This is a genomic window from Actinoallomurus purpureus, from assembly GCF_024055795.1.
Classification (GTDB): domain Bacteria; phylum Actinomycetota; class Actinomycetes; order Streptosporangiales; family Streptosporangiaceae; genus Actinoallomurus; species Actinoallomurus purpureus.
On record NZ_JAMXMY010000022.1, the window covers coordinates 1 to 25263 of the forward strand.

Here is a 25263-nt window from a genome sequence, read left to right on the forward strand (position 1 = left end):
CGCCGGTCGGACGGGCGGCGTTGTGCGCGGGCCGGACCTCCCGCGCCGTCAGGGGATGCGGACCGCCGCCGACAGCGGCAGGTTCCGCGAGGAGTCGCCGACCGCGATGACGTTGCGAAGCTCGTGTACGACAGGCCGTACCCGAAGGGGAACAGCGGCTGCTCGCCCGGCGCGTCGTACCAGCGGTAGCCGACCACTGCCGGCCGCCGCGACCGTCGGGGTGATCGCCTGGCTCGCCACCGAGCTCCCGGCCCGGAGCGCGCTGCGCGCGGCGCCCGCTGCCGTCCTCGCCCAGCGCTCCTGACGCCACCGCGGGCCCGGCCGACGCCCACGATCCACCGCGAACCATCAGCATCGGGACATCGTTGACGGGGTGACGGTGGCGCTCCTACTCTGCTACCGACCGGTCGGTATGTGCGTCGGAAGGGCCGCGATGTTCGCCAGCACGATGCAGGAGTTCCCCCTCACCGTTCCCGCGATCCTGCGGCACGGCGCCCGCGTGTACGGCGACGGCGAATGCGTCACCTGGACCGGCGGCGAGCCGCGCCGCGCGTCGTACCGGCAGGTCGCGGAGAACGCCGAGCGGCTCGCCGCGGCCCTCGCCCGGCTGGGCGTCGGCGAGGGCGACCGGGTGGCGACCTTCTGCTGGAACAGCCAGGAGCACCTGGAGGCGTACTTCGCCGTGCCGGGGATGGGGGCGGTGCTGCACACGCTGAACATCCGCCTCTTCCCCGACCAGCTCGCGCACATCGTCGGACACGCCGAAGACAAGATCATCATCGTCGACGACTCCCTGGTCCCCCTGCTCGCCCGCGTGGCCGACCGGCTACCCACCGTGGAGGCGTTCATCGTCGTGGGCGACGGTGACGCGTCCGCGCTGGGCGCCGCGCGAGTGCTGCGCTACCGCGAGCTGCTGGCGGCCGAGGAGCCCGGGTTCCGCTGGCCCGAACTCGACGAGCGGACCGCCGCGTCGATGTGCTACACCAGCGGCACGACGGGCGACCCGAAGGGCGTCGTCTACTCCCACCGCTCGACCTTCCTCCACGCCATGGCGGCGATGTCCGCGTCGCTGATGGGCATCACCGACGCGGACCGCGTGCTCGCGATCGTCCCGATGTTCCACGTCAACGCCTGGGGCCTGCCGTACGCCGCGTTCCTGTCCGGCGCCACCCTGCACATGCCCGGCCCGCACCTCCAGCCCGAGCACCTCACCGCGTTCATCTCAGCCGAGCGGACCACCGTCGCCTCGGCGGTGCCCACCATCTGGAGCGCCATCCTCAACCACGGCGCCGGCCACGACCTCGACCTGTCGTCGCTGCGGACCGGCACCTCCGGCGGCGCCGCCGCGCCCCGCGCGCTGCTGGAGGGCTTCGAGGACAAGTACGGCCTGCGCATCATCCAGGGCTGGGGCATGACCGAGACCAGCCCCCTCGGCGGCATGGCGTTCCCACCGCCAGGGGTGCAGCCGGGAACCACGGAGGACGTCGAGTGGCGCCTCAAGTCGGGCCGTGTCGCGGCGGGCGTGGAGATGCGCATCGTCGGCGCGGCGGGCGAAGAGCTTCCCTGGGACGGCCGGTCCGTCGGGGAGATCGAGGTGCGCGGACCGTGGATCACCGGTTCGTACCACCGCGATCCCGCACCGGAGAAGTTCCACGACGGGTGGCTGCGCACCGGCGACATCGGCACGATCGACGACCGGGGCTTCTTCCAGATCACCGACCGGGCCAAGGACGTCATCAAGTCCGGCGGCGAATGGATCTCCTCGGTCGAGCTGGAGAACCACCTGGTCTCTCACCCCTCGGTCCTCGAGGCCGCGGTGATCGGGATTCCGGACCCGCGCTGGGACGAGCGCCCGCTCGCCTTCGTCGTCCTCCGTGACGGCGCCCCGGCGACCGCGGGCGAGCTCGCCGAGTTCCTGTCCGGCAAGGTCGCGCGCTGGCAGGTCCCGGAGAACTGGGCGTTCGTCGAGGAGATCCCCAAGACAACGGTCGGCAAGTTCGACAAGAAGCCGCTGCGTGCGCGCTACCGCGCCGACGAGGTCAAGATCGAACGCCTCTGACGCCCGCCGTCGACACCCCTCCGGCCCGGAGCATCACGCTTAGTCATCGGACGGTTGCCTTCCGTGTTACCTTTGCTTTCCCGTCGCGGAACGAAAAGGGGCCGAAGATGGGATGGAGGAAGAGGTTAGCGTCCAATCCCTTCGGGACCATGGTGGCGGTCGCCGCGATCGTCCTCGGGGGGCTCGGGGCCGTCATCGGCGACGACACCAGCCAGGGGATGAGCAAGAGTCTGGCCGGGCACAGCAACGCCATCGCGCACATCTGGGGCGTCACCTTCGCCGTGGGGGGCGTCCTCAAGCTCTACGGCCTGTTCACCCGGCGGGTCACGCTCGAGCTCCCCGGCCTGTACATCGTCAGCGGCGGCTACGGGTTCTACGCCTTGACCGTCGTCCCCGGCCTGGGAGTGCACGGGCTCGCCGCCGGGATCGTCTCCGGGTCGCTGGCGGTGGGTTCACTCCTCAAGGCCAAAGCGATCATGCGGCGCGCACGTCAGGTGGCGGCCGAGTCTCCGCCGGACGGCGAGCGACCATGACCACGGGCAGCGACATCGTCGTCTCCGTCGCCCAATTCGCGGCGGGCGGCACGATCGTCCAGGCCATGGTCGCGATCTTCCGGCGGCGCGGCGAGCTGCGGCAGCTCGACCGCCAGATCGAGTCCGTCGCCATCGATACGGCCGACCAGGTGGTCATGATGCTGCACGCGGAGCTCGTCGACTCCAAGGAGGAGGCCGGCCGGCTCAAGCTGGAGCGGGCGGGTCTTGAACGGCAGATCGAGGCTCTCACCGCGCAGATGTCCTCGACCCGCACCGAGCTGACCACCACGCGCGCCGAGCTGCTCACGGCGCGCGCCGACCTCGCCCGCAAACGCGATCGCCGCAGGTAGGTCTCTCAGCGGCGTGCGGGGATGAGCGGTCGCCACGCGATCGGCGTGGACAGGACCATCGCCGAACTCGTCTCGCCGTGCGACGCGAGGCGCACCAGGATGCGCTCGAGCTCGGCGACCGAGGTGGTGGCGACCAGGACCATCGAGCACACGTCGCCCGTGAGCCGGGACACCTCCAGCGCCTCGGGAATGTCGTCGAGCAGCTCCGGGTGGACCGTGATGCAGCGGGCGCCGTAGCACTTCATCCGGACCTGGGCGACGACGGCGAACCCGGCCGCCGCCGGATCGACGCGGGCGTGATATCCGGTGATCACCCCCGCGTCCTCCAGACGGCGCACCCGCTGGGCGACCGTCGGCGCGGACAGGTGCACCCTGCGGGCCAGCTCGTTGTACGACAGCCGCGCGTCCTCCTGGAGCGCCCCGAGAAGAGCCCAGTCGACGGCGTCGAGGTCCGATTTCATGACCGTAAGCCTAATCGCCCGATGCGATTCCACTCGTAAGGAAAAGACGACTGTATCTTCGTCATCACCCCTTGGATGTCCGGATCGACCCACACAGAATGGTGTGTAGCAAAGAGCGACGAAGGATGGTGAAAGGTGACGGCCGAAGCACCGTCCGGCTGCCCCGTCCAGCACTCCGCCGATGAGCCGAGGCTCGACTTCGGTGGCACGACGCCGTACGAGGACTACGTGCACGCCTCCACGTTGCACGAGCTCCAGCGGCCGGTCACGGACGAGCCGCTGGAGATGTCGTTCCTCGTCGTCACCCAGGTCATGGAGCTGTACTTCGGCCTGCTGGCCTTCGACCTGAGGTACGCCCGCGACCGGCTGGAGGCCGACGACGTCCGTGAGGGCACCGCCGCGCTGCGGCGCTGCACCACGCATCTGAAGGCACTGCGCGCCGCCTGGCTGCCGATCGCACGGATGACGCCACGGGAGTTCAACACCTTCCGCCACGCGCTCGGCGAGGGCTCCGGGTTCCAGTCGGCCGCGTACCGGCACGTGGAGTTCCTCCTCGGAGAGAAGTCCGCGTCGATGCTCGCACCTCACCGGTCGGTGCCCGCCCAGCACGCCGAACTGTCCCGGGCGCTCGGCGAGCCGGGCGTGTACGACGCGTCGCTGGCCCTGCTCGCACGGCGGGGGCACGGCGTACCGGACGACGTCCTGAACCGCGACCTCACGCTGCCGTACACGGCGTCCCTCGCCGTGGAGGAGGCCTGGACCAAGATCTACGCGACCGACGCCGGCCACCTGATCCGGCTCGGCGAGGCGCTGAGCGACGTCGCCGAGGAGTTCACCGGCTGGCGTCACGACCACCTGATGGCCACGCGCCGGGCCATGGGCTCCAAACCGGGCACCGGAGGCTCCGCGGGCGTGTCCTGGCTGGAGAAGCGCGCGCGCCGGGATATCTTCCCGGAGCTGTGGACCGCTCGTGCCCGCGTCTGAAGGATCACCGCTCATGGACCTGGCCGGACATGCCGCCAAGCTCGACGCCGACGACCGCCTGGCACACCTGCGCGCCGAGTTCGACCTGCCGGCCGGCACCGTCTACCTCGACGGCAACTCCCTCGGCGCCCCGCCCCGCCGGGTCGCCGACCACGTGGCGAAGGTCGTCCGCGAGCAGTGGGGCGGGCGGCTGATCCGGTCCTGGTCGGAGGGCTGGTGGGAGGCGCCGAGGCGGGTGGGCGAGCGGATCGCCCCGCTGATCGGGGCCGCGCCCGGCCAGGTCGTGGTCGCCGACTCGACGAGCGTGAACATCTTCAAGGCCCTGGTCGCCGCCGTACGGCTCGCGCCCGGCCGGCGAGAGATCGTCGTCGACGCCGCCACCTTCCCGACCGACGGCTACATCGCGGCGTCGGTCGCCGAGCTCACCGGCGCCGTCCTGCGGGCGGCCGACGTCGACGACCTGCCGGCCGTACTGGGCGAGCGCACCGCCGTCGTGCTGCTCAACCACGTGGACTACCGCACGGGCCGGTTGCACGACATGGCGGCCGTGACGGCGCGCGTGCACGCGGCCGGCGCCCGCGTCGTGTGGGACCTGTGCCACAGCGTCGGCGTGCTCCCGATCGCGCTCGACGCGCTCGGCGTCGACCTCGCGGTCGGCTGCACCTACAAGTTCCTCAACGGCGGCCCGGGCGCACCGGCCTTCCTGTACGTGCGCCAGGATCTACAGGAGGCGTTCGACCAGCCGCTGTCCGGCTGGGGCGGCCACCGCGAGCCGTTCGCCATGGCCCCCGGCTACGTCCCGGCCGACGGCATCGAGCGGGCCCGCTGCGGCACCCCCGACATCCTGTCCCTGCTCGCCCTGGAGTCGGCGCTGGAGATCTGGGACGGCGTCGCGCTGACCGACGTGCGCGCCAAGGGCCTGTCCCTGACCGGCTTCTTCATCGACTGCGTGGAGGAGCTGCTCCCTTCCGGCACGGTCGAGGTGCTCACTCCCCTCGACGAGCGGCGCGGTCACCAGGTCTCCCTCCGCCACGTGGAAGCCGAGGCGGTCATGGCTGAACTGATCGCGCGTGAGGTGGTCGGCGACTTCCGCGCTCCCGACGTCCTCCGCTTCGGCTTCGCGCCGCTCTACGTCACCTACACCGACGCCCTCCGCGCCGCCGAGGTCCTGGCGGCCGCCGTGGAGAAGACGCCGGCCGGAGTGCGACACAGCTGATCACTGGTGGTCACCGCGAATTGAGGCCGGCAACGCCAGTGATCCTGCTGGGCTGCGGACACTCAGCGGGCCGTCAGATGATCGATCGGCAGCTCAGGGTTCCCGCACCCCGCAGGTCGCGGCCTCCCCAGTAGCCGACGACCGAAGAAGGAACTCGCCGAACCGGCGCGCGACCCCGGGCCCGTGTGGAACGATGATCATCATTGACGATCCCGACCATGGAGTTCTCACGGAACCACCGCCGCGGCCGCCGATACGGAGACACCCGTCGGACACGGGCTCAAAGCCGCCGGACTGCGCATGGCACGACGCGTCCTGACCGCAGCCGGTAAGCCGCCGACTCGACAAATCAGGTAAGTATCCAGCGATTCGGGAGAATGCCATGGAAACATTCGAAGACGAGCATTCCATTGGTGAAGCCGGGGTCGCCGGCGATACGCCCCTCGAGGACATCGATGTCGAGCGCATCCGACGGGTCATGGACTTCACCCGGTCGTTGAGCACTGGCGAACTGCTCGCCGAGATCCTGCCCAGTGGCACGCCCGCGCACGTCGCCGCGGAGATCGCGCGGCACTGCCGCGTCGCGCACGGCTCGGTCATGGTGTTCACGTCCGGGCCGAGCGCCCTCGCCGCCCCGCTGACCGGTATCGGGCTGAACCCCGGGGCGCCACGGCCGAGCACCGTCGTACACGAAAGAGTGGCCCGCCGATATGGCATTCCCGAGGCGGACCTGCAGGTCCAGATCGTGCATGCCGCCATTTCCGGCAACGAATCCGGCCATGTCGGTGAAATCGAGATATTCCTTTGCTCAGTGGGGTCAGGCGAGAGATTTCAACGGCTGCTGGACGATGAACGCCGGGCCAACCACGAAACACATTTCGCAATCGACGTCGCCGCGCCCGAGCCGCACCTGACAGAACGGCTGTGGGAGCTGCTCACCGGCCCTGCGGGAATGACGCCCGACGGCGGCGGATTCAACCCTTATGAAGGCCCGGCGGGCCGCACCGTACTGTACTTCCGCACCGAGGGTCTGGTCGCGCCCCAGGGGTGGCCGCGCAGGCTGGAGCTGCTCGTCGACGGCGATCACGAGCTGCTGGCCACCCACCTGCGGTCGGCGGAATCGTCTCGTCCGGCCCGCACCGCGCCGGAGCCGCCCGCCGACGAGGAGGCGACGCGGCGGATGTTGGACCTGCTGACCGGCGCGTGGACCACCCAGGCCCTGTGCGCGGCCGCGGAGCTCGGCATCGCCGACCACCTGAAGTCACACCCGGCGACCAGCGCCGAGCTCGCCACGCTGACGAACGCCGACCCCGACCTGATGCACCGGATACTGCGGTACCTGGAATCACTGGGCGTCTTGCGCCGGGACGGCCGGCGATGGAGCCTGACCGGGCTCGGCATGACGCTGCGGACCGGAGCGCTCCGCGACGTCGCCCGGCTGTACGGCGGGATCTTCTACCGCAGCTTCGGCTCCCTCTCACATTCCGTCCGCACGGGCGAGAACGCCTTCGAGCACGCCCTGGGCATGCCGCCGTTCGACTACCTGAACGAGCATCCCGACCAGGCAAGCGTCTTCCACGGTGCCATGGCGGCCGGGTCGTCGTGGTTCAGCGGTGTCCCCGAGGTGATCGACTTCACCGACGCGGGCACCGTCGTCGACGTCGCCGGCGGCCATGGCGACCTGCTCCGCCACATCCTCATGGCGGCTCCCGCCGCCCGGGGCGTGCTGTTCGACCAGCCCGCGGTGGTCGACGCGGCCCGCGAGGAGCTCGAGAAGGACGACCTGCTCGACCGGTGCGAGGTCATCGGCGGCGACTTCACCGAGTGGGTGCCGGAGGGCGGTGACGTCTATCTGCTCTCCCGCATCCTCCATGACTGGGACGACGAACAGTGCCTGAAGATCCTGGCGAACTGCCGCCAGGCCATGTCGGAGACCGCCCGGCTGGTCATCATCGAACGCCCCATCCCGACGGACGGCACACCGTCCCTGGCCATCGCCTGGGACGTGCACATGGCCGTCAACAACATCGGCGGGCGGGAACGCACCCACGAGGAGTACCGCCGGCTGCTGCGCGTCGCCGGTTTTCGCCTGGTCGACACCCGGCCGCTCGCCCTCGACATGGCGGCCCTGACCGCCGTTCCGGCCGACGGCTCATGACCGGGGCGGCCGGGATGCGGCCGCACGCGTGACCGGGGCGGCCGGGATGTGTGTGCGCACGCGGACGCGTCGATCGGCTGACCCCTGCACCGGCAGTCCGATGTCCGGAGCGAGCCTGGTCCGGCAGGCCCGCCCCGGACTGTGGGGGCCGTCCCGTCTCATCGGAGACGGGACGGCCGGCTACTTGCGCCGCAGGACGCTGCTCGGGAGGTTGAAGGGCATCCGATTCGTGGCGGGCTTGGAGCGGGCCTTCTTCCGCAGGGCCGGGTACAGGTCGGTGTAGACCTTGGTCGCGAGGTAGGTCCGCATGCTGGCGGTGTTCTGTCCGGACGCCGACGGCAGGCCGCCGCGGAGGTTGGCGACCGGCGTGAGGAGTCCGCAGCCGCTCGCCCCGGGAACGCTGTAGGCGTTGTCGTTCAGGGTGAGGCCGACGATGTCGTTGTCGTACGGGGTGAGGCTCGCCGGGTCCACCGTCGTGTTCAGCTTGATCGGCGCCTTGGTCGTGCCGATGTAGCAGGTGTTCCCCATCAGCGCGTTGATCAGCTTGATGCGCAGGTCCAGGGTGGAGCGCAGGTTGCCGCTGTCGTCGACGGACAGGCCGAAGTTCCCCACGTACTTGGGCTGGGCCTGCAGTTTGACGCCCGGCAGGTTCTCGGTGCCGGGGATGCCCAGCGCTCCGCCCGGCACGGTCATCGGCTTGCCGGTCAGGGTGACGATCTGGACCTGCTTGCTGGCACGGTCGGGGCCGCTCGCCAGGCTGATCGTCATCGGCTCGGTGAGCGGCTGGGTGATGTTGCCGAGCTTCATCGACCCGCCGCCGACGACGAAGATGTTGCACCACCACTGGGCCGGGTCGGCGCCGACCGGAAGCCGGTCGGGGCACGAGGAGAAGTCGACCTTGACCGGGGAGGGTTCGGCGTGGGCGGCGGGGGCCGTCAGGGCGACGGCGATGGGGGCGGCGGCGGCCGTGGCCAGGATCCGGCGCGTGATCGACTTCATCGGGACATCGCTTTCTGTAGTGGCAGGTGCGGCCACGGTCGAGATGCGCCACCGCCTTCTCGAACCGGTCGAAGGCGATCGCCGAGCGGGGGGTGCACGGCGCAGATCGTCGGGGCTCCGGCAGGGGACTCGCTCGCCCGGAGCGAGTCCCCTGCCGAACTGGTGACCAAGATCTAAAACAGCGAACCCCACCAGGTCAACCGGCCAGTAGCGATCTTGGCCGTACCTGGCCAATCGCGTGCCCCTGCAGGGATTAACGGTGCGTGACCGCACGAGTGCGACATTCCGCAAAAAAGCCGTTTAGCAGGCATTTCGTCAAATAGCCGTTCAGATCACCGCATGGCAACGGCGGGCTGGATACGCTCAGTCTCGTCAGCGGCGACGCGATGCGGCTACGCCCCTATCGAGAGGTGTCCTGGCCAGGACACGGCACGGGCGGCCCATGCGAACGCGCGCCCGCCCGGCGAATGCGACGGAGTCGTCGCCATTCGCGGGATTCCCGGCCAGGTCGCCCGCCCGAAGAAGGAGGAATGGGAATGATGACGTCCGGCTGCGTTCGGCCGGCGACACAGTGCGACGGTCACCAGACCGTCGGCCTGGGCCTTTCCACGAGATCGCACGACCGAGTCTCCACGGGAGGCGGCCGGTGACCGGACCGTTGGACTGGCAGCGACTCGTCGTGGCCCTGGCCGTGACCGTCGCCGCGGTGGGGACGGGGTTCGGCCTGCGCACTCTCCTGGGCTGGCTGACGCACCGCGCCGGGAACACCCGCTGGACCTGGGACGACCTGTTCGTCAAGCTGCTGCGCGACCTCGCGGTGGTGCCCTGCACGGCCCTCGGACTGTGGATCTCGGTGCTGGTCCTGCACCTCAAACCGGGCATCCGGACGACGACGGGCCGCGTTCTCGTCGCCGTCCTCATCCTGTCGATCTCGATCGCGATCGCGCGCTTCGCCGCCGGCGCCGTCTCGTCGATCGCGCTGGCCAGGTCGGGCGTCGCGCAGTCGGCGACGATCTTCGTCAACATCGTCCGGGTCGTGGTCGTCGGGATCGGCCTCCTCGTCCTCCTGCAGAGCCTCGGGGTCTCCATCACCCCGCTGCTGACCGCGCTGGGCGTCGGCGGCCTGGCGGTCGCGCTGGCGTTGCAGGACACGCTGGCCAATCTCTTCGCCGGGGTGCACATCCTGGCGTCGAGGAAGGTTCAGCCCGGGGACTTCGTACGGCTGGACAGCGGCCAAGAGGGCTACATCGTCGACATCAACTGGCGGAACACGACGATCCGCCAGCTACCCGACAACCTTGTGGTCGTGCCGAACTCGCGGTTCGCCGACGCGATCGTGACGAACTACCACCGGCCAGCGCAGGACATGTCGATTTCGGTCAAGGTGGTCATCGGCTATCACAGCGATCTGGACCACGTCGAAAAGGTCACCCTTGACATCGCTCACGAAGTGATGGCGACCGTGGACGGCGGAGTCACGGAATACGAGCCTTCTGTCCGATTCAACACGTTGGGTGAAGCGAGCGTCGGCTTCTCGGTCAACCTCCGGACCCGGGAGTTCACCGACCAGTACGTCGTCGTCCACGAGTTCATCAAGCGGCTGCACCGCAGGTACCGGGCGGAGGGGATCGACATCCCGTTCCCCCAGGGCAGCCTCATCCTCGCGGGTACGGTCCCGGCGCCCTGACAGACGCCGGTTCGGCCGGTCCGCCCGCGGAACGAACGAGTCGGCGGCCCGGGACCCGGGCTCAGACGAGCCGGTCAGTGACGGCGGCCAACCGACGGCCCGGGGACCCGGCCCAGACGAGCCGGTCAGTGACGGCGGACAGCCGACGGCCCGGGGACCCGGCTCAGACGAGCCGGTCGGTGACGGCGGACAGCCGGCGGACGAGGGACACGGCGTGTTCCCGTTCGCCGGCGGCGAGGTCCTGCCAGATTTCGGCGAAGCGGCCGACGATCTCCTGTCTCTTCTCCTCGAGGACGGCGCGGCCCGCGGCGGTCAGCGCGATGCACGTGCTCCGGCCGTCGCGGGCGTGCGGTGTGCGCGTGACCATTCCCCTGCGCTCGAGCGCGGTCAGCGCGCGGGTCACCGTGGGCTGGGCCAGCCCCGCCTGCTCCGCCACCGCGGACACCCCGCGGTCCCCCACGACGTCGATCGCCCCCAGGACCACCAGTTGGGGCACGGAGATGGCGTCCCCCTGAACCGTGTTGGCGGCGCCACCCGTGCGCCGGGCGGCGCGCAGGAGGTCCAGCACCGCGTCGACGAAATCACCGAAAAGGTCGGCCGATTCGTCACTTGCGGTCGCTAGGACACCCCGATCCGTCATATCCATAGCGTACTATGGAGTCGGAACGAGGAGACAGGCCACCATGGACGAGTCATTCACCCCGAGTCCCGACGGCTCCGCGCGGGACGCACGTCACAGGCCCCTGTTCGTCGTGGGTGTGGACGGATCGCACTCCGGCCGGGCCGCCCTGTGCCAGGCCGCGGAAGAGGCCGCCCGGACCGACGCGCACATCCTCTGCGTGCACGTCCGCTCCCAGCCCAGCCTCGGCGAGCTCGCGGCCCTCGTCGCGCCCGGCGCCGCGCTCATCAGCCGAGAGTGCCGGGATCTCGTGGAGATGCAGGCCTGGCTGGACGCCGTCCAGATCCTCGACCCGCTCGGGGGCTCCTGGGAGTTCGAGGCCGTCACGGGCCGCCCCGACAAGAGCCTGCGCGAGGTGACGATGGCGCGGCACGGCGACGCGCTGTTCGTCGGCCAGTCCCAGCGCGTCGGCTGGTGGTCGCGGCTGTTCCACCGCTGTCCCGCACGCCGACTCGCCCACGCCCGGGAGTACTCCGTCCACCTCGCCGGCACGCCGTAACCGCTCCACCGCCGCGCGGGGCACCGATTTTGTTCGCCGGTGCCAATCGTCGCCCTGTTTTCGTGCGTGACGTGCGCAGCGGACGGCCGGCGATTCCGCAAGGGTGATGACTCCTCGAACGGATGATCACGCTCGCTGACGCCCCGTCATCGGGCGAGTGCGGAAAGCGGTGGGGCATCACATGGTCGCTGGCGGTTTCACGCGCGGGTTCACCGGGGTCCTCCTGACGGTCTCCGCCTCGGTGGGCGTCCTGTCCGGCACGGCCGACGGCGCCGTGAAACGGGTGGCCGCCGACGACGGCGCCAAGATCACCGCGGAGCACTGGATCGACGCGCACACCGTCGACCTCACGGTCTCCTCCCCGGCCCTGGGCGCGTCGGTGCCGGTCCGCGTGCTGGTGCCGCGCCGGTGGTCCCGCTCGGCCAAGAGCTCCTGGCCGGTCGTGTACGCCTACCACGGCGGCCGGGACACCTACGTGTCGTGGACCCGGAGCACCGACATCGCCAAGGTCGCCGCCGCGTACGACGTCATGGTCGTGATGCCCGACACCGGGTGGGCGGGCTGGTTCACCGACTGGTGGAACAAGGGCAAGCGCGGCACGCCGAAGTGGGAGACGTTCCACACCTCCGAGCTGCTCCAGCTGATGCAGCGCAACTACCACGCGGGCACGCGCCGCGCCACCATGGGCGTCTCCTCCAGCGGGTACGGCGCGGTCAAGTACGCCGCGCGCCATCCGGGCATGTTCAAGTACGCCGTCTCCCTGAGCGGCGTCCTCCACCTGACCCAGACCGGCGTGCCCGCCCTCGTCATGTTCGAGGCGAGCGAGAAGTACGACCCGTTCCGGATCTGGGGCATCCCTGGCATCGACGACAAGAACTGGAAGGCGAACGACCCGTACGCGCTCGCCGCGAAGCTCAAGGGGACGGGGCTCTACCTCGCCAGCGGGCTGACCGGCCTGCGCGGCCCGCACGACCCGCAGGGCTCCGAGCCGGCGGAGCTGCAGGAGGTCGTGTGCGGGGCGACGACGGTCTCGCTGGTCGACCGGCTCCGAAAGCTGCGCATCCCCGTCACCGCGCACATCTACCGGAACGGCTACCACGACTGGTCGACCTGGCAGCCGGAGATGCACACCGCCTGGCCGCTGATGATGAAGGCGCTCAAGGCCAAGAAAATCACCTGACTCGGCGCATCCCTTAGTCAGACGGGCTCGCGGGTAGGTGCGGAGCGTTGCCGGCCGGTCCGCGGCGCGCGGACCGGCGTGTTCTCCAACGCTACGAGGGGTGATTTGATGAAGGATCGCGGCAGACCTCGCGTCGTCGTGGTGACCGGGGCGAGCGGGGGCATCGGGCGGGCGACGGCGCGGTTGTTCGGCGAGCAGGGCGCCAAGGTGGCCCTGCTGGCCCGTGGTGAGACCGGGCTGCGGGCGGCCGCCGAGGAGATCCACGCGGCCGGTGGACAGGCGCTGCCGATCCCCACGGACGTGGCCGACTGGGAGCAGGTACACGCCGCCGCCGAGCGCACCGAGGAGGAGCTCGGGCCGATCGACGTGTGGGTGAACGTCGCCTTCAGTTCGGTGTTCGCCGAGTTCAAGGACATCGATCCCGCGGAGTTCAAGCGCACCACCGAGGTGACCTACCTGGGGTTCGTGTACGGGACCAGGGCCGCGCTCGACCGGATGCTGCCGCGCGACCACGGTGTGATCGTGCAGACCGGGTCGGCGCTGGCCAAGCGCGGGATCCCGCTGCAGTCGGCGTACTGCGGCGCCAAGCACGCCATCCAGGGCTTCCACGAGTCGCTGCGCACGGAGCTGATGCACCGGCACAGCGGCGTCAGGGTGACCATGGTGCACATGCCCGCCGTGAACACCCCGCAGTTCGACTGGGTGGAGAACAAGCTGCCCCGGCACGCGCAGCCGGTGCCGCCCATCTACGAGCCGGAGGTCGCCGCGCGCGCCCTGCTGTACGCCGCCGACCACCCGCGGCGACGGGAGTACTGGGTGGGCGGCAGCACGGTGGCGACGATTCTGGCCAACCGGGTGGCCCCCGGGCTGCTCGACCGCTACCTCGCGCGGACCGGATACGACTCCCAGCAGACCGACCGGCCGCGTGACCCGAACCAGCCGGCGAACCTGTGGAAGCCGGCCGACGGCCCCGATGGCCCCGACTACGGCGCGCATGGCGGCTTCGACGACCGGGCGCATTCCCGCAGCGCCCAGGCGTGGGCGGCGGAGCACCGGGGGCTGCTGGCGGCCGGTGCCGGTGCCGCCCTCGGCCTGACCGGTCTGGGGCTCCTGCGGAACGGCCGATGAGGGCACAGCCGATCGCACGGCTGACCTGGGGCGTACTGCTGACGACGGCGCCGGGCACGGTCCTGGAGACGATCACGGGCCGGCCCGCCACGCCCTCGCAGCGCTGGGTGCTGCGGGTGCTGGGGAGCCGGCACGCCGTCCAGGCCGTGGTCGACCTGGCCCGGCCGACGCCGGCCGTCCTGCGGCTGGGCGCCGCCGTCGACCTGCTGCACGCGGCGACCTGCGCGGGTGCGGTGGCGTTCCTGCCCCTGTGGCGGCGCCCGGCCGCCATGGACGGCGTCGGCGCGCTGCTCCTCGCGGCCGGCGCCCTCGCCCAGGCCCGTACCCGGTGACGGCTCGGCCGTTCGCGCACCGGCGTACTGACGCCGGCTCCCGTACCCGCTGACGGCTCAGCGGTTCCGTACGGCGCGCAGGGTCTCCTTCAGCGAGGACAGCGTGGCGAAGACGGCCGTGGGCTCGTACCCGCAGTGCGCCATGCAGTTGGCGCAGCGCGGATCGCGACCGCGGCCGTAGGCGTCCCAGTCGGTCGCCTCGACGAGTTCCCGGTAGGTGCGGGCGTATCCGTCGGCCATCAGGTAGCAGGGCCGCTGCCAGCCGAACAACGAGTACGACGGGATCGCCCACGCCGTGCACGGGAAGTCGATCCGGCCTTCGAGGAAGTCGAGGAACATCGGTGAGTGGTTGAACCGCCACCGCCGCCGGTTGCCGCCCGCGAACGCCTCACGGAACAGCCGCGTCGTCTCCTCGACGCCGAGGAAGTGCTCCTGGTCGGGCGCCTTGTCGTAGGCGTACGCCGGGGAGACCATCATCTGGTCGACGGCCAGGTCGTCGTTCAGGTAGTTCAGCACGTCGATGACCGTGCGGGGGCTGTCCGTGCTGAAGACCGTCGTGTTGGTGGTGACCCGGAACCCGCGGCGCTTGCACTCCCGGACGGCGGCGACGGCCTTGTCGAAGACGCCCTCCTTGCACACCGAGGCGTCGTGGCGTTCCCGCAGGCCGTCGATGTGCACCGTCCAGGCGAAGTACGGCGACGGCTCGAACTGGTCGATCCTCCGGGGGATGAGCAGCGCGTTGGTGCACAGGAAGACGTACTTCTTGCGGGCGACCAGTTCGCGGACCAGCCGTCCGATCTGCGGGTGCATGAGCGGTTCGCCGCCCGCGATCGACACCATGGGCGCGCCGCACTCCTCCACGGCGGCCACCGCCTGTTCGACCGGCATGCGCCGGCGCAGCACGTCGGCGGGATGCTGGATCTTGCCGCAGCCCGCGCACGCGAGGTTGCACGCGAAGAGCGGTTCCAGCTCCACCAGCAGCGGGAACCTCCGGACGCGCCGCAGTTTGCGGCCCAGGATGTAGGCGCCGATGCGCAGGCTCTGGCGAAGCGGCATGGTCATGGCTTGGCCTCCGGAGGCGTGAACCCGCTTCTCGTCCCGCCGCTCCGCTTCTCCGCGGCACGGGCCGCGGTGCGGGGGCCGGCGGTGGCCGCCCAGGCGACCAGGACCGGGGTGATGCGGCGCAGCCGGCCGCTGGCGGTCAGGACGCGGCGGACGGTGCCGGGCCGCAGCAGCGGCACCGCCGGGGTGTCGACGATGACGCGCACCGCGACGAACGGCGTGCCGACCGAGACCTCGGCGAGCGGCCCGGTCTCCATGTCGACGGCGCGCACGCCGGCGGCCACGAGCCGCAGCCGCTCCCCGCCCGTGACGAGGTGCGGTGAGGTGAAGAGCGGCCCAATCCGCGTGTGCAGGCCCTCGAGCGCCAGCTCCTCGGCGACCCGGCGGGCCGCCGCGCAGGGGAACACCCGCTCGCCGAAGCGCACCTCGGTGGCGACCAGCACGTCGCCGGGGCGCAGCCCGACGTCGAGCGCGCCGCCGAACCCCGTGACGGCGAGCGCGGTGTGCTCCGGCAACCGGCCCGCCGTACGCGCGGCGCGGCGCGGGCCCAGGCCGGTCCGGATGACGCGGACGTTCCGGGCGGACGGCGGCAACCCGCGGCGGACGGCCCGCGCCTCGATCCGCAGGGCGGTGCAGATCAGCAGCCCGGTCACGGCGGGTCCTCCGCACCCGGTGGGCGCAGGTAGCGGCCGAGGGCGCTGACCGGGAACACCAGGCGGTAGAGGTGGTAGTTGATGTAGAAGTCGCCGGGGAATCCGGTCCCGGTGAAGTACGGCTCGTCCCACGTGCCGTCCGCGCGCTGGGTGCCGGTGAGCCACTCCACGCCCCGGTCGGCCGCCGCCGAGCGCTCCCCGGCGGCGAGCAGGCCGATGAGGGCCCAGGCGGTCTGGGAGGGCGTCGAGTGGCCGCGCCCGATCCAGGCCGGATCGCGGTAGGACCGCAGGTCCTCACCCCAGCCGCCGTCGTCGTTCTGGTGGCGTTCGAGCCAGGCGACGGCCCGCCGGACGCAGGGCCGGTCCGGGCGCACGCCGGCGGCGACGAGCGCGGGCAGCACGGCCCCGGTGCCGTAGACGTGGTTGGCGCCCCAGCGGCCGAACCACGAGCCGTCCGGCTCCTGGGCCCTGAGCAGCCAGACGACGGCGCGGCGCAGCACGTCGCCGGCCCCGCGCGGGTGCTCGTGCGCCAGCGCCTCGACCACGTGCGCGGTCACGTCGGCGGACGGCGGGTCGATCACCGCGCCGAAGTCGCAGAACGGCAGGCGGGTGCACAGTTCACGGGTGTTGTCGGCGTCGAACGCGGCGAACCCGCCGTCGCGGGAGGCCATGCCCGCCATCCAGCGCAGCCCTCGGTCGACGGCCGGCCGTACGTCCGGATGCGCGACCCGGCGCAGGGCCAGGACGACCTCGGCGGTGTCGTCGGTGTCCGGGTAGCCGTCGTTGTCGAACTCGAACGCCCACCCGCCCGGCGGCAGCGACGGCCGTCGTACGGCCCAGTCGCCGGGGCCCTTGACCTCCTCGTCGAGCAGCCACGCGGCGGCCCGTACGAGGGCGGGGTGGTCGCCGGGCAGGCCCGCGTCGCGCAGCGCGTTCACCGCCAGCGCGGTGTCCCACACCGGCGACTGGCAGGCCTCCAGGCGGCGCCCCCGCTCGTCGCGGATCGTGAACCGGTCGAGACCGGCCAGGCCCCGGCGCATCACGGGGTGGTCGAGGCCGTAGCCGGACAGGTGCAGGGCGATCAGCGAGTACACCCAGGGCGGCTGAATGCCGCCCCAGGAGCCGTCCGGTTCCTGCCGGGCGACGATCCACTCGGCGGCGCGGCGCAGGGCCGCGCGGCGCAGGCCCGGCAGGGGCCGCCGCTCGTAGCGGTGCAGCGCGCGGTCGAGAGTGCCGAAGAACCCGTCCCAGCCGAGGAGCCGCCGGTGGCGCGGCACGCGGCCGGTGCGCAGCTCGTCCAGGTCGAACGGCAGGGGCCGGACCGGGCGCCGCGCGCTCACGATGGTCAGCGGCACGATCGTCTGCCGGGCCCAGCACGCCCAGTCGTAGACGTTGAGGGGGAACCACGGCGGCAGGAAGATCAGTTCGGGCGGCATGACCGGCAGGTCGGTCCACGGCCACTGCCCGAACAGGGCCAGCCAGACGCGGGTGAACACCCGGCTGCCCTCGATCCCGCCGCCGCGCTGCGCGAAGGCGGCGGCGGACCGCATGTGCGGGGCGTCGGCGGGGTCCCCGGCCAGGCGCAGCGCCGCGTACGCCTCGATCGTCGTGGACAGGTCGCCGGGCCCGTCGTGGAAGTTCGCCCAGGACCCGTCCTCGCGCTGCTCGGAGCGGATCCAGCGGGCGGCCTCGGCGGTGTCCTCCGGCGTGCGGACGCCGAGGAACTCCCGCAGCAGCAGGTCCTCGGCGTCCATGGTGACGTTGGTCTGCAGTTCGGCCTTCCACCACCCCTCGGGGGACTGCAGGCCGAGGAGGTGGTCGCAGGCCGCCTTGAGGGCGACCTCGGCGCCGGCGGCTGCCGGGCGGGTGTCAGCGGTCACTAGTGGTCCCGGGATGAGATGAAACGGATGATCTCCCCGAACTCCTCACGGACGCCCGGGGGCAGGTCCAGGGCGGCCAGCTGGCGCTCGGCCGCGTCGAGCCGGTGCTCGGCCTCCGCCTCGGCCCACGCCCGGCCACCCGCGTCCTCGACCAGCCGGGCGGCCTCGCCCAGCTCGGCCTCGGACAGCGGCTCCGAGCGGGCGAGCAGCCGCGTCAGGCGCTCGCCCGCCGTCGTCCCGCTGGTGAGGGCGGCGACGACCGGAAAACTCTTCTTGCGCGCCCGCAGGTCGGCCAGGACGGGCTTGCCGGTGACCTCCGGGCTGCCCCAGATGCCCAGCAGGTCGTCGGCCAGCTGGAAGGCCAGGCCCGCCTGCGCGCCGAACGCCGCCAGGGCCGCGACCAGGTGGGCGGGCCCCTCGGCGACCATCGCGCCGATCGAGCAGGAGCAGGCCAGCAGCGAGCCGGTCTTGTCCGCCGACATCCGCCGGCACTCCTCCAGGCTCACATCGGCCCGCCCCTCGAACTCCAGGTCCGAGGACTGCCCCGCGATGAGCCGCTGGGTCGCCGCGGCAAGGCCGCGCGCCGCCCAAATCCCGCCTCGGGTCCCCTGCTCCAGCAGGAGCTCCGCGGCCAGGACGAGCAGCGCGTCCCCGGCGAGGATGGCGGCCGAACGGCCGAAGACGGTCCAGGCGGCGGGCCGGTGCCTGCGGGTACGGTCCCCGTCCATGATGTCGTCGTGGAGCAGCGAGAACGCGTGCACGAGCTCGACCGCCGCGGCGGCCGGCAGGCACGCTTCGACGTCCGCGCTCGCCGCCCGAGCCGACAGGATGGCCAGGGCGGGCCGCAGCGCCTTGCCGCCCGGCGTGGCCGGCCGGCCGTACGGATCGATCCAGCCGAGGTGGTAGCCGGCGACCTGGGCCGTCAGCGGGTCCAGGCGCGCGACGGCCGCGCGCAGCACCGGTTCGACGAGCGGGCGGGCGCCGGCGACCGACGGCGGGGCGGTCGCCGTCATGAGGCGGTGCCCGTCAGCCGGCTCCGGACCAGACGGGCGGCGGTGAGTCCGCTGCGCACGGCCCCCTCCATCGTGTCGGGCCAGCCCGTGTCGGTCCACGAGCCGGCGAGGTACAGCCCGGGCCACCGGGTGGCCGCTCCGGGCCGGAGCGCGCCGCTGCCGGGCGCCTGGCGGAAGGTGGCGTGGCGTTCCCTGGTGACGAAGAAGTCGTGGAGGCGTGCCCGGCGGGTCGCGGGGAACAGCTGCTCCATCGCCGGGACGAACTCGGCGCGGAGCTTGGCGGTCGGCTCGTCGATCCAGCGGTCCGCCGCGGACACCGAGACGGCGAGGTACTGGCCGGTGCGGACGCCGGCGGCGCGGGTCCGGTCAAAGACCCACTGCACGGGCGAGTCGACGACGGCCGCGAACGGCAGGCCGGTGACCGGCCGGTCGTAGTGGAGGTGGACGTTGACGATCGGGCTCTCGCCGAGTCCGGCCCAGCGGTTCCGGTCGGGGGCGGCGTCCCACGGCACGAGGTGCGCGGCCTGCCGGTGCGGGGTCGCGACGACGACGGCCGACGCCTCGATCCGCTCGCCGTCCACCACGACGACCGGCCCGGGCTCGATGGCGGTGACCTTCGCGGCCAGCCGTACGGAACCACCGCGCCGCTCGATGGCGGTGTGCGCGGCGGTGCCGTGCAGGTCGCCGAGGGGTGCGGCGGGCACGCCGATGTCGGCGGCGTCCGCGCGGCCCAGCAGGGCGGTACGGAACACCATCGCGGCCGGTCCCAGGGCCGCCTCCTCCACACCGATGTTCAGGGCGGCGACGGCGAAGAGTTCCCACAGCGCCCGCCGGGCGGCGTCCCGCTGCCCGTGGGCGGCGAGCCAGTCCCCCAGGCCGACGGGGTCGAGGCCCGGATCGGCCGGGTCGAGGCCGCGCAGGGCGAGCGCGCAGCGCATCGCCCGCAGTCGGTCGGCCGGCCGGAGCAGGGAGTAGGTCGCCAGCGTCGGCAGCAGGTGCAGCGGCCCCGGCAGCGCCCTACGCCGCAGCCGGCCGGGCCGCCCGGCCGGCGTCAGCACCCACAGGTCGAACCGGTCCTGAAGGTCGACGCGGGCCGTACCGCCGAGCCGTTCGAGCAGGCCGCGGTAGGCGGTGCAGCAGCGCAGGAACACGTGCTGGCCGTTGTCCACGACGATGCCGTCCCGGTCGAACGAGTGGGTCGCGCCGCCCAGCCTCGGGCGCGCCTCGTACACCGTCACCGGGAGGCCGGCCTCCCGGAGCGCGAGCGCGGCGGTGATCCCCGCCAGGCCCCCGCCCACGACCGCGACCGGCGCCCCCGGGCCGCACGACCTCGACGGGTCCACGGGTCCGGGCGGCCTCAACGGGTCGGCCGGCTCCCGGGAGCCCGACACGGACGCCGCGCCGCCTGGGCTCAGCGGGTCGACCGGCTCCCGGGAGCCCGGCGGGGCCACCGGCTCGCGGTGGCTCGACACGGCCGTCGGACCGCGGCGGCTCGACGGGTTCACCGCCCGGCCCCGACCAGGGCGCGCGCCGCGACCATGGCCTTCTCCCACGTCGGCAGCGCCGAGCGGGCGGCCAGCGCGGCAGGCGGATCGGTGGCGATCCGTTCCAGCAGGGACTGGTAGATGCCGGCCATCGCCGCCGTGCAGGCCGCGCTGCGCCGGTCCAGCAGGGGCAGCAGCCGCAGACCCCGGATGTACCAGCCGCGGGCCCGGTCGGCCTCGAACCGGATCAGCTCGGCGAGCCGCTCCGGGGGGTCGGTGAAGGCTCCGTCGGCGTCGAGGTTCAGCGTGCAGCCGAAGCGGGCGAGATCCTCGGCGGGCAGGTAGATCCGTCCGATCAGCCGGTCCTCACGGACGTCCCGCAGGATGTTGGTGAGCTGCAGGGCGATGCCGAGGGCGTCCGCCAGCGGCGTGGCGGCCTCCATGTCGTCCGCTCCGAACACGCCGAGGGAGAGGCGCCCCACCGACCCCGCGACGCTGCGGCAGTACCCGATGACGTCCTCGGCCCGGGCATACGTCACGCCGCGCACGTCGGCCGCGCATCCGTCGATGAGCTCGTCGAACGCCACGAGCGGAATGGGATGGCGGCGGGCGGCGTCCTTGAGCGCGACCAGCACGAGGTCCCCGGGGGCGGGCTCCCGGCCGTGCAGCGCGGCGCGCTCCTCCTCGAGGCGCGCCAGGCGCCGGTCGGCCGGTCCGTCCCCGTCCCCGATGTCGTCGATCCGGCGGGCGAAGGCGTACACGGCGCTCAGCGCGCGGCGCTTCGGGCCCGGCAGCAGCCGGATGCCGTAGGAGAAGTTCCGCGCCTGCGTGCGGACGATCTGCTCACAGCTGCGATAGGCGTCGGAAACGCTCACCGGCTCACCTTCCTGTCGCGAGGACGCGCAGCCACGTGGTCAGCAGCCGCGTGCGCCGGGGGCGGACCGCCTGGCCGAGGACGTCGTGGTCCGCGGCGGCCAGCGCCGTGATCGTGGCGCGGCCGCCCGCGACGTAGCCCGCGACGGCGACCCGCGCCGGGCCGGTCAGCGCCGGGACCAGGGAGGTTCCGGCGTCCAGAAGCCCGGTGGCGCGGGTCGTCTGCAGGGCGACCACGCGGCGCAGCCTGTCGGGGGTCGTCGCGCGCGTGAAGTCGTCGTCCGTGCAGCCGAACCGGCGCAGGTCGGCGCCCGGCAGGTAGACGCGGCCCCGCGTGTAGTCCTCGCCGACGTCCTGGCAGTGCTCGATCACCTGCAGCGCCGAGCACACCTGGTCCGACAGGGCGCACCGCCGTGAATCGGCGGCGCGGAACACGTGCAGGACGATGTGGCCCACCGGGTTGGCGGACAGCTCGCAGTAGGCGAGCAGCTCCTCGAAACTCTCGTACCGGGTGACCGCCTGGTCGCGCCGCCCGGCCCGGACCAGCCGCCGGAACGGCTCGACCGGGATCGCGTACGTGCTGACGGTCCGCTCCAGCACCCCGACGGCCGGCACCCGTGGGGCGCGTCCCGCGAAGAGGCGTCCCAGGTCGTCCTCCACGATGTCCAGCAGGCGGAGCCGGTCCGCGGCCGGCGCCTCGTCTCCGATGTCGTCGATGAACCGGGCGAAGCCGTAGACCGCCATGAGGTGGCGGCGGTACCCGCGCGGCAGCAACCGCGACGCCACCGGGAAATTCTCCCGGCGCGCCTTGAAAATGACGCCCTCTACCGATGACACGGGTTCACGATTTCCCTGAAGAGACGACGTAAACGAGCAGGCGGCCGACAATCGTTACGTCGGCTGGACATCGACCATGATTTGACTCTCCGGCGAGCCACGTGTGGCGTCGACCAGGGCAAACGTATACTGATGGCCTCGGCACCCGCCACGGCGAACACCCATCAACCCAGACTCACGGAATCGCAATAAAAAGCACCTTGAAAGACAGCCGATACCTTCTCGAAAATGCTTGAGTTCGACCCTGCGGGAGGAACGGTCATGGGCGTGGCAAGACACCGGCTGCTGATCCTCAGCGCCGGCATGGGCGCCGGTCACGACGCCGTCGCGGTCGAGCTCGCTCGGCGGCTCGCCGCCGCCGGTCACGACGCCGAGGTCGTGGACGTGCTGGAGCTGCTTCCGCTGAGCCTCGGGCGCGCCCTGCGGCGGTCGTACGGATGGATGATGCGGAGGGCGCCCTGGGCGTACGCCCTGATCTACCGGGTCTTCTTCGTTCCCGGCGGGGACCGTCCGATGGCGTCGACCTCGCCGCTGACCGTGCCGGCCGCCGCGCGACTGGACCGCCTGGTGCGGCGCCGGGCCCCGGACCTGGTCGTCTCGACGTTCCACCTGGCCGCGCAGGCGGCCGGGCACCTGCGCCGGAGGGGCCGGCTGCCGGTGCCCAGCACGGTCCTGGTCACCGACTTCGCGGCGCATCGCCTCTGGCTGCATCCGGGCAACGACCGCTACCTGTGCCCCTGCCCGGAGACGGCGCTGGACGTCACCGCCGCGACCGGCCGCCCCGCCGCCTGCCACGCTCCGCTCACGAGCCGCGGGTTCGGCCGTCCCCCGGCCGACGCGGCCGCGATCCGCGCCCGGCTCGGCGTCGGGCCGGCCGACCGCCCGGTCCTGGTCTCGGCGGGCTCGTGGGGAGTGGGGGACGTCGAGGAGGCCGCCGGGGTGCTCGCGCGGTGCGGGCGGTACATGCCGGTCGTGCTGTGCGGCCGCAACGACGCGCTGCACGATCGGCTCCGCGACGTCGAGGGCGTCGTGGCGCTCGGCTGGCGCGACGACCTTCCCGAGCTGATGGCGGTCGCCCACGCCCTCGTCGACAACGCGGCGGGGCTGACGTGCCGGGAGGCGTTCGCGGCCCGGCTGCCCGTCGTGTCGTACCGGCCGATCCCCGGGCACGGCCGGGACGGCGTCCTGGCGATGGCCCGCGCCGGGCTCAGCGTTCACGCGGACGACGCCACCCGACTGGTCGCCGAGCTCGACCGGCTCGGGGACCCCGCGGCGCGGCGCCGCCTGATCACCCGCGCGGCGGCGCTGTTCGACGCGCCTGCGGCCGAGGACCTGCTCTTCGGCCCGTACGAGGCGCCGGTCAGGGGTCCGGACGGTTCTCGCCCTCCGGGTCGGACGGGTTGACCTCCGCGTGGCGGCGGATCGGCGGCGACTGCGCCAGCCGCGCGCTCCCGTAAAGGATCAGGCCGACGCCCAGCACCTCCAGGACCGACCAGCCGCCCAGGCGGATCTCCTCGCCGAACAGGCCCACGCCGTACGCGATGCTGGCGACGGGATCGGAGACGTTGAGCGCCGGTTGCACGGCCACGAGCGTGCCACTGTGCAGGGCGTTCTGCAGGAGGAACAGGCTCCCCAGGCCTGCCGCCACCATGGCCCACACCGACCAGGAGGTCAGCACGGCGACGACGCCCGCGGACAGGACCTCCGTGGCCTCCTTCATCAGCGCGGCGGTGAACGCGAATCCCAGGCCGGAGGCGATCCCGAGCAGCATCGCGCGGGCCACCCCTGGGGTGACCTTGGCCATCGAGACCAGATAGGCGATCACCCCGGCCGTCACCAGCGTCGCGATCGCCCACTCGATCCGGTCCGGATGCCGTCGCCCCGGAGACGGGGCGGCGGCGGCGAGGAGAACGGCCAGCCCGACGGTCAGCGCACCGACGGCCAGCCAGGACTCCGAGCCCAGCCGGATCCGGAACAACCAGGCGATCAGCACCATCGTGATCGGCAGCTCGGTGACGAGGATCGGCTGGACCAGGGACAGGCTCCCCGTCGTCAGCGCGGCCGCCTGGAACAGGAAACCGAAGATGAGCGCGAGGATGCCGCCGAGCCACTCCCGCCGTCCTACCAGGTCCCAGATCAGCGCGAGCCGGAAGGCATCGTCCGCGGGCGCCGCCCGCGCCGCGCGCCGCTGCAGCACCGACGCGAGGGCGTTGCTCGCCGCGGCGAGGACCGCGAACAGGACGGCGATCATCCCGGCCCGCCCTCCGGAGCCGTGTCCTGCCCCGGCTTGCCGAGGAAGGAGGAGCGGCCGAGCACCCCGATGCCCGCGACGATCATCACCAGGCCGGCGACCTCCGCCGCGAGCGCGGCCTCACTGAGCCGGAGGTGTTCGGCGAAGACCACGATCCCCAGGACGATCCCGATGATCGGCTCGACCGCCGTCATGGCGGGCAGCGAGATGCCGATCGGCGCCGCGTCGAACGCGCTCTGCGCGAGCAGCAGGGCCACCACGGCGATCACGACCAGGGCGTACGGCTGCCAGCTGCGCAGACCGGCCGCCAGTCCTTCGCCCAGCATGAGCAGCGAGCTTCGCGTCAACGCGTCCTGGACGCCGAACAGCATCCCGGCCGCCGCCGCGAACAGCATCGCCTTGGTCCGCAGGGATCGCGGGGCCGCGGCGAGCACGAGCGCCGCCGCGACCACCAGCACCACGCCGGCCCAGACCCAGCGGACCGACCCCGGCCCCGCGGGCCGCCCTCCTTCCGGATGCCCGAAGGCCAGAAAGATCACCACTCCCCCCGTCACGAGCAACCCGCCCCACCAGACCGCCCGGCTGAGCGGCTCCTGGTAGACCAGATGGGCGATGACGAGCGCGAAGATGAGGTTCGTCGCCAGCAGTGGTTCGACCCGGCCGAGGTCGGACTCATCGAGTGCCACCGCGCCCAGCACCTGGCCGCAGACCATCGCGGCGATCCCCAGCAGCCACACCGGCTGGCGGATGAGGTGGGCGAGCAGCCGCATCCGCAGCATCTCGTCCAGCGGCTCGCGGTAGGCCACGTGCTGCTGGGCGACGAATCCGATGCCGAGGAAGCAGGCCGCCGCGAGGGCGAAGAACGTCTTCATCGGCCGCCCGCCGAAATCACGTTAGGGGTGGTACCCGGCCCTCACGGCTTGTACCGGCGCCGACCTGCGGCTC

The 25263-nt window shown here is 72.3% G+C and carries 25 protein-coding genes; 13 read left to right on the forward strand and 12 right to left on the reverse strand.

Going from position 1 to position 25263, the window contains the following annotated elements:
• From NE236_RS32760 to NE236_RS32775, 4 genes are all read left to right on the forward strand, one after another.
• A partial coding sequence (locus NE236_RS32760; protein ID WP_252846095.1) for a hypothetical protein occupies window positions 1–304 on the forward strand: 304 nt, incomplete at its 5' end.
• Window positions 305–433: 129 nt separating this feature from the next.
• Window positions 434–2059 (forward strand): long-chain fatty acid--CoA ligase, encoded by a 1626-nt coding sequence (locus NE236_RS32765; protein ID WP_252846096.1) that lies wholly within the window; start codon window positions 434–436, stop codon window positions 2057–2059.
• Between the two features lie 149 nt (window positions 2060–2208).
• Entirely contained in the window at window positions 2209–2592 is a 384-nt protein-coding gene (locus tag NE236_RS32770; protein WP_252846097.1) for a hypothetical protein, read from the forward strand.
• On the forward strand, window positions 2589–2942 hold the full coding sequence (locus NE236_RS32775) for a hypothetical protein (protein ID WP_252846098.1): 354 nt from the start codon (window positions 2589–2591) through the stop codon (window positions 2940–2942). Before NE236_RS32770 ends, NE236_RS32775 begins: the two co-directional genes overlap by 4 nt.
• A gap of 5 nt (window positions 2943–2947) precedes the next feature.
• Here the strand turns inward: NE236_RS32775 and NE236_RS32780 are convergent, their stop codons facing one another.
• Window positions 2948–3403: an Lrp/AsnC family transcriptional regulator gene (locus NE236_RS32780; RefSeq protein WP_252846099.1), complete on the reverse strand. Its 456-nt coding sequence runs from the start codon at window positions 3401–3403 to the stop codon at window positions 2948–2950.
• Window positions 3404–3538: 135 nt separating this feature from the next.
• Here NE236_RS32780 and NE236_RS32785 point away from each other — a divergent pair, with 135 nt between their 5' ends.
• From NE236_RS32785 to NE236_RS32795, 3 genes are all read left to right on the forward strand, one after another.
• Complete coding sequence (locus NE236_RS32785) at window positions 3539–4387, forward strand: tryptophan 2,3-dioxygenase (protein WP_252846100.1); 849 nt, start codon at window positions 3539–3541, stop codon at window positions 4385–4387.
• Window positions 4388–4400: 13 nt separating this feature from the next.
• A complete protein-coding gene (kynU, locus tag NE236_RS32790; protein ID WP_252846101.1) occupies window positions 4401–5603 on the forward strand; it encodes a kynureninase in 1203 nt (400 codons plus the stop codon).
• 382 nt (window positions 5604–5985) lie between these two features.
• On the forward strand, window positions 5986–7761 hold the full coding sequence (locus NE236_RS32795; RefSeq protein WP_252846102.1) for a methyltransferase: 1776 nt from the start codon (window positions 5986–5988) through the stop codon (window positions 7759–7761).
• Between the two features lie 180 nt (window positions 7762–7941).
• Here NE236_RS32795 and NE236_RS32800 read toward each other — a convergent pair whose 3' ends face one another.
• Window positions 7942–8760 carry a hypothetical protein gene (locus NE236_RS32800; protein WP_252846103.1) on the reverse strand — a complete coding sequence of 273 codons (819 nt, stop codon included), beginning with the start codon at window positions 8758–8760 and terminating at the stop codon, window positions 7942–7944.
• A gap of 646 nt (window positions 8761–9406) precedes the next feature.
• Here NE236_RS32800 and NE236_RS32805 point away from each other — a divergent pair.
• Window positions 9407–10447 carry a mechanosensitive ion channel family protein gene (locus NE236_RS32805; RefSeq protein WP_252846104.1) on the forward strand — a complete coding sequence of 347 codons (1041 nt, stop codon included), beginning with the start codon at window positions 9407–9409 and terminating at the stop codon, window positions 10445–10447.
• 163 nt (window positions 10448–10610) lie between these two features.
• Here the strand turns inward: NE236_RS32805 and NE236_RS32810 are convergent, their stop codons facing one another.
• Complete coding sequence (locus NE236_RS32810; protein WP_252846105.1) at window positions 10611–11087, reverse strand: MarR family winged helix-turn-helix transcriptional regulator; 477 nt, start codon at window positions 11085–11087, stop codon at window positions 10611–10613.
• A 43-nt stretch (window positions 11088–11130) separates the two neighbouring features.
• On the opposite strand from NE236_RS32810, the gene NE236_RS32815 reads away from it, so the two are divergent.
• From NE236_RS32815 to NE236_RS32830, 4 genes are all read left to right on the forward strand, one after another.
• The gene (locus NE236_RS32815) at window positions 11131–11625 is read left to right on the forward strand and encodes a universal stress protein (RefSeq protein ID WP_252846106.1); all 495 of its coding nucleotides are present in this window, start codon (window positions 11131–11133) and stop codon (window positions 11623–11625) included.
• A gap of 181 nt (window positions 11626–11806) precedes the next feature.
• Window positions 11807–12805 carry an alpha/beta hydrolase gene (locus NE236_RS32820; RefSeq protein WP_252846107.1) on the forward strand — a complete coding sequence of 333 codons (999 nt, stop codon included), beginning with the start codon at window positions 11807–11809 and terminating at the stop codon, window positions 12803–12805.
• 108 nt (window positions 12806–12913) lie between these two features.
• Window positions 12914–13933 carry an SDR family oxidoreductase gene (locus tag NE236_RS32825; RefSeq protein ID WP_252846108.1) on the forward strand — a complete coding sequence of 340 codons (1020 nt, stop codon included), beginning with the start codon at window positions 12914–12916 and terminating at the stop codon, window positions 13931–13933.
• Window positions 13930–14265 carry a hypothetical protein gene (locus tag NE236_RS32830; RefSeq protein ID WP_252846109.1) on the forward strand — a complete coding sequence of 112 codons (336 nt, stop codon included), beginning with the start codon at window positions 13930–13932 and terminating at the stop codon, window positions 14263–14265. The genes NE236_RS32825 and NE236_RS32830 overlap by 4 nt, the downstream gene beginning before the upstream one ends.
• Window positions 14266–14322: 57 nt before the next feature.
• Here the strand turns inward: NE236_RS32830 and hpnH are convergent, their stop codons facing one another.
• The 7 genes from hpnH to hpnC form a co-directional block, all read right to left on the reverse strand.
• Window positions 14323–15327: an adenosyl-hopene transferase HpnH gene (hpnH, locus tag NE236_RS32835; RefSeq protein WP_252846110.1), complete on the reverse strand. Its 1005-nt coding sequence runs from the start codon at window positions 15325–15327 to the stop codon at window positions 14323–14325.
• Window positions 15324–15980, reverse strand: coding sequence for a phosphorylase family protein (locus NE236_RS32840; protein WP_252846111.1), 657 nt, complete (start codon window positions 15978–15980; stop codon window positions 15324–15326). Before NE236_RS32840 ends, hpnH begins: the two co-directional genes overlap by 4 nt.
• Complete coding sequence (shc, locus tag NE236_RS32845) at window positions 15977–17860, reverse strand: squalene--hopene cyclase (RefSeq protein ID WP_252846112.1); 1884 nt, start codon at window positions 17858–17860, stop codon at window positions 15977–15979. The genes NE236_RS32840 and shc overlap by 4 nt, the downstream gene beginning before the upstream one ends.
• On the reverse strand, window positions 17860–18873 hold the full coding sequence (locus tag NE236_RS32850; RefSeq protein ID WP_252846113.1) for a polyprenyl synthetase family protein: 1014 nt from the start codon (window positions 18871–18873) through the stop codon (window positions 17860–17862). Before NE236_RS32850 ends, shc begins: the two co-directional genes overlap by 1 nt.
• The gene (hpnE, locus tag NE236_RS32855; protein ID WP_252846114.1) at window positions 18870–20171 is read right to left on the reverse strand and encodes a hydroxysqualene dehydroxylase HpnE; all 1302 of its coding nucleotides are present in this window, start codon (window positions 20169–20171) and stop codon (window positions 18870–18872) included. The genes NE236_RS32850 and hpnE overlap by 4 nt, the downstream gene beginning before the upstream one ends.
• A gap of 203 nt (window positions 20172–20374) precedes the next feature.
• Entirely contained in the window at window positions 20375–21232 is an 858-nt protein-coding gene (locus tag NE236_RS32860; protein WP_252846115.1) for a phytoene/squalene synthase family protein, read from the reverse strand.
• A 4-nt stretch (window positions 21233–21236) separates the two neighbouring features.
• Window positions 21237–22067 (reverse strand): squalene synthase HpnC, encoded by an 831-nt coding sequence (gene hpnC / locus NE236_RS32865; RefSeq protein WP_252846116.1) that lies wholly within the window; start codon window positions 22065–22067, stop codon window positions 21237–21239.
• 261 nt (window positions 22068–22328) lie between these two features.
• Between hpnC and NE236_RS32870 the strand changes: the two genes are divergently transcribed.
• Window positions 22329–23471, forward strand: a complete 1143-nt coding sequence (locus tag NE236_RS32870) for an MGDG synthase family glycosyltransferase (RefSeq protein WP_252846117.1) — start codon at window positions 22329–22331, stop codon at window positions 23469–23471.
• On the opposite strand, the gene NE236_RS32875 is transcribed toward NE236_RS32870, so the two are convergent.
• The gene (locus NE236_RS32875; protein ID WP_252846118.1) at window positions 23428–24318 is read right to left on the reverse strand and encodes a DMT family transporter; all 891 of its coding nucleotides are present in this window, start codon (window positions 24316–24318) and stop codon (window positions 23428–23430) included. The two genes, NE236_RS32870 and NE236_RS32875, sit on opposite strands and share 44 nt — an antisense overlap.
• On the reverse strand, window positions 24315–25190 hold the full coding sequence (locus tag NE236_RS32880; protein WP_252846119.1) for a DMT family transporter: 876 nt from the start codon (window positions 25188–25190) through the stop codon (window positions 24315–24317). The genes NE236_RS32875 and NE236_RS32880 overlap by 4 nt, the downstream gene beginning before the upstream one ends.
• Window positions 25191–25263 lie beyond the last annotated feature (73 nt).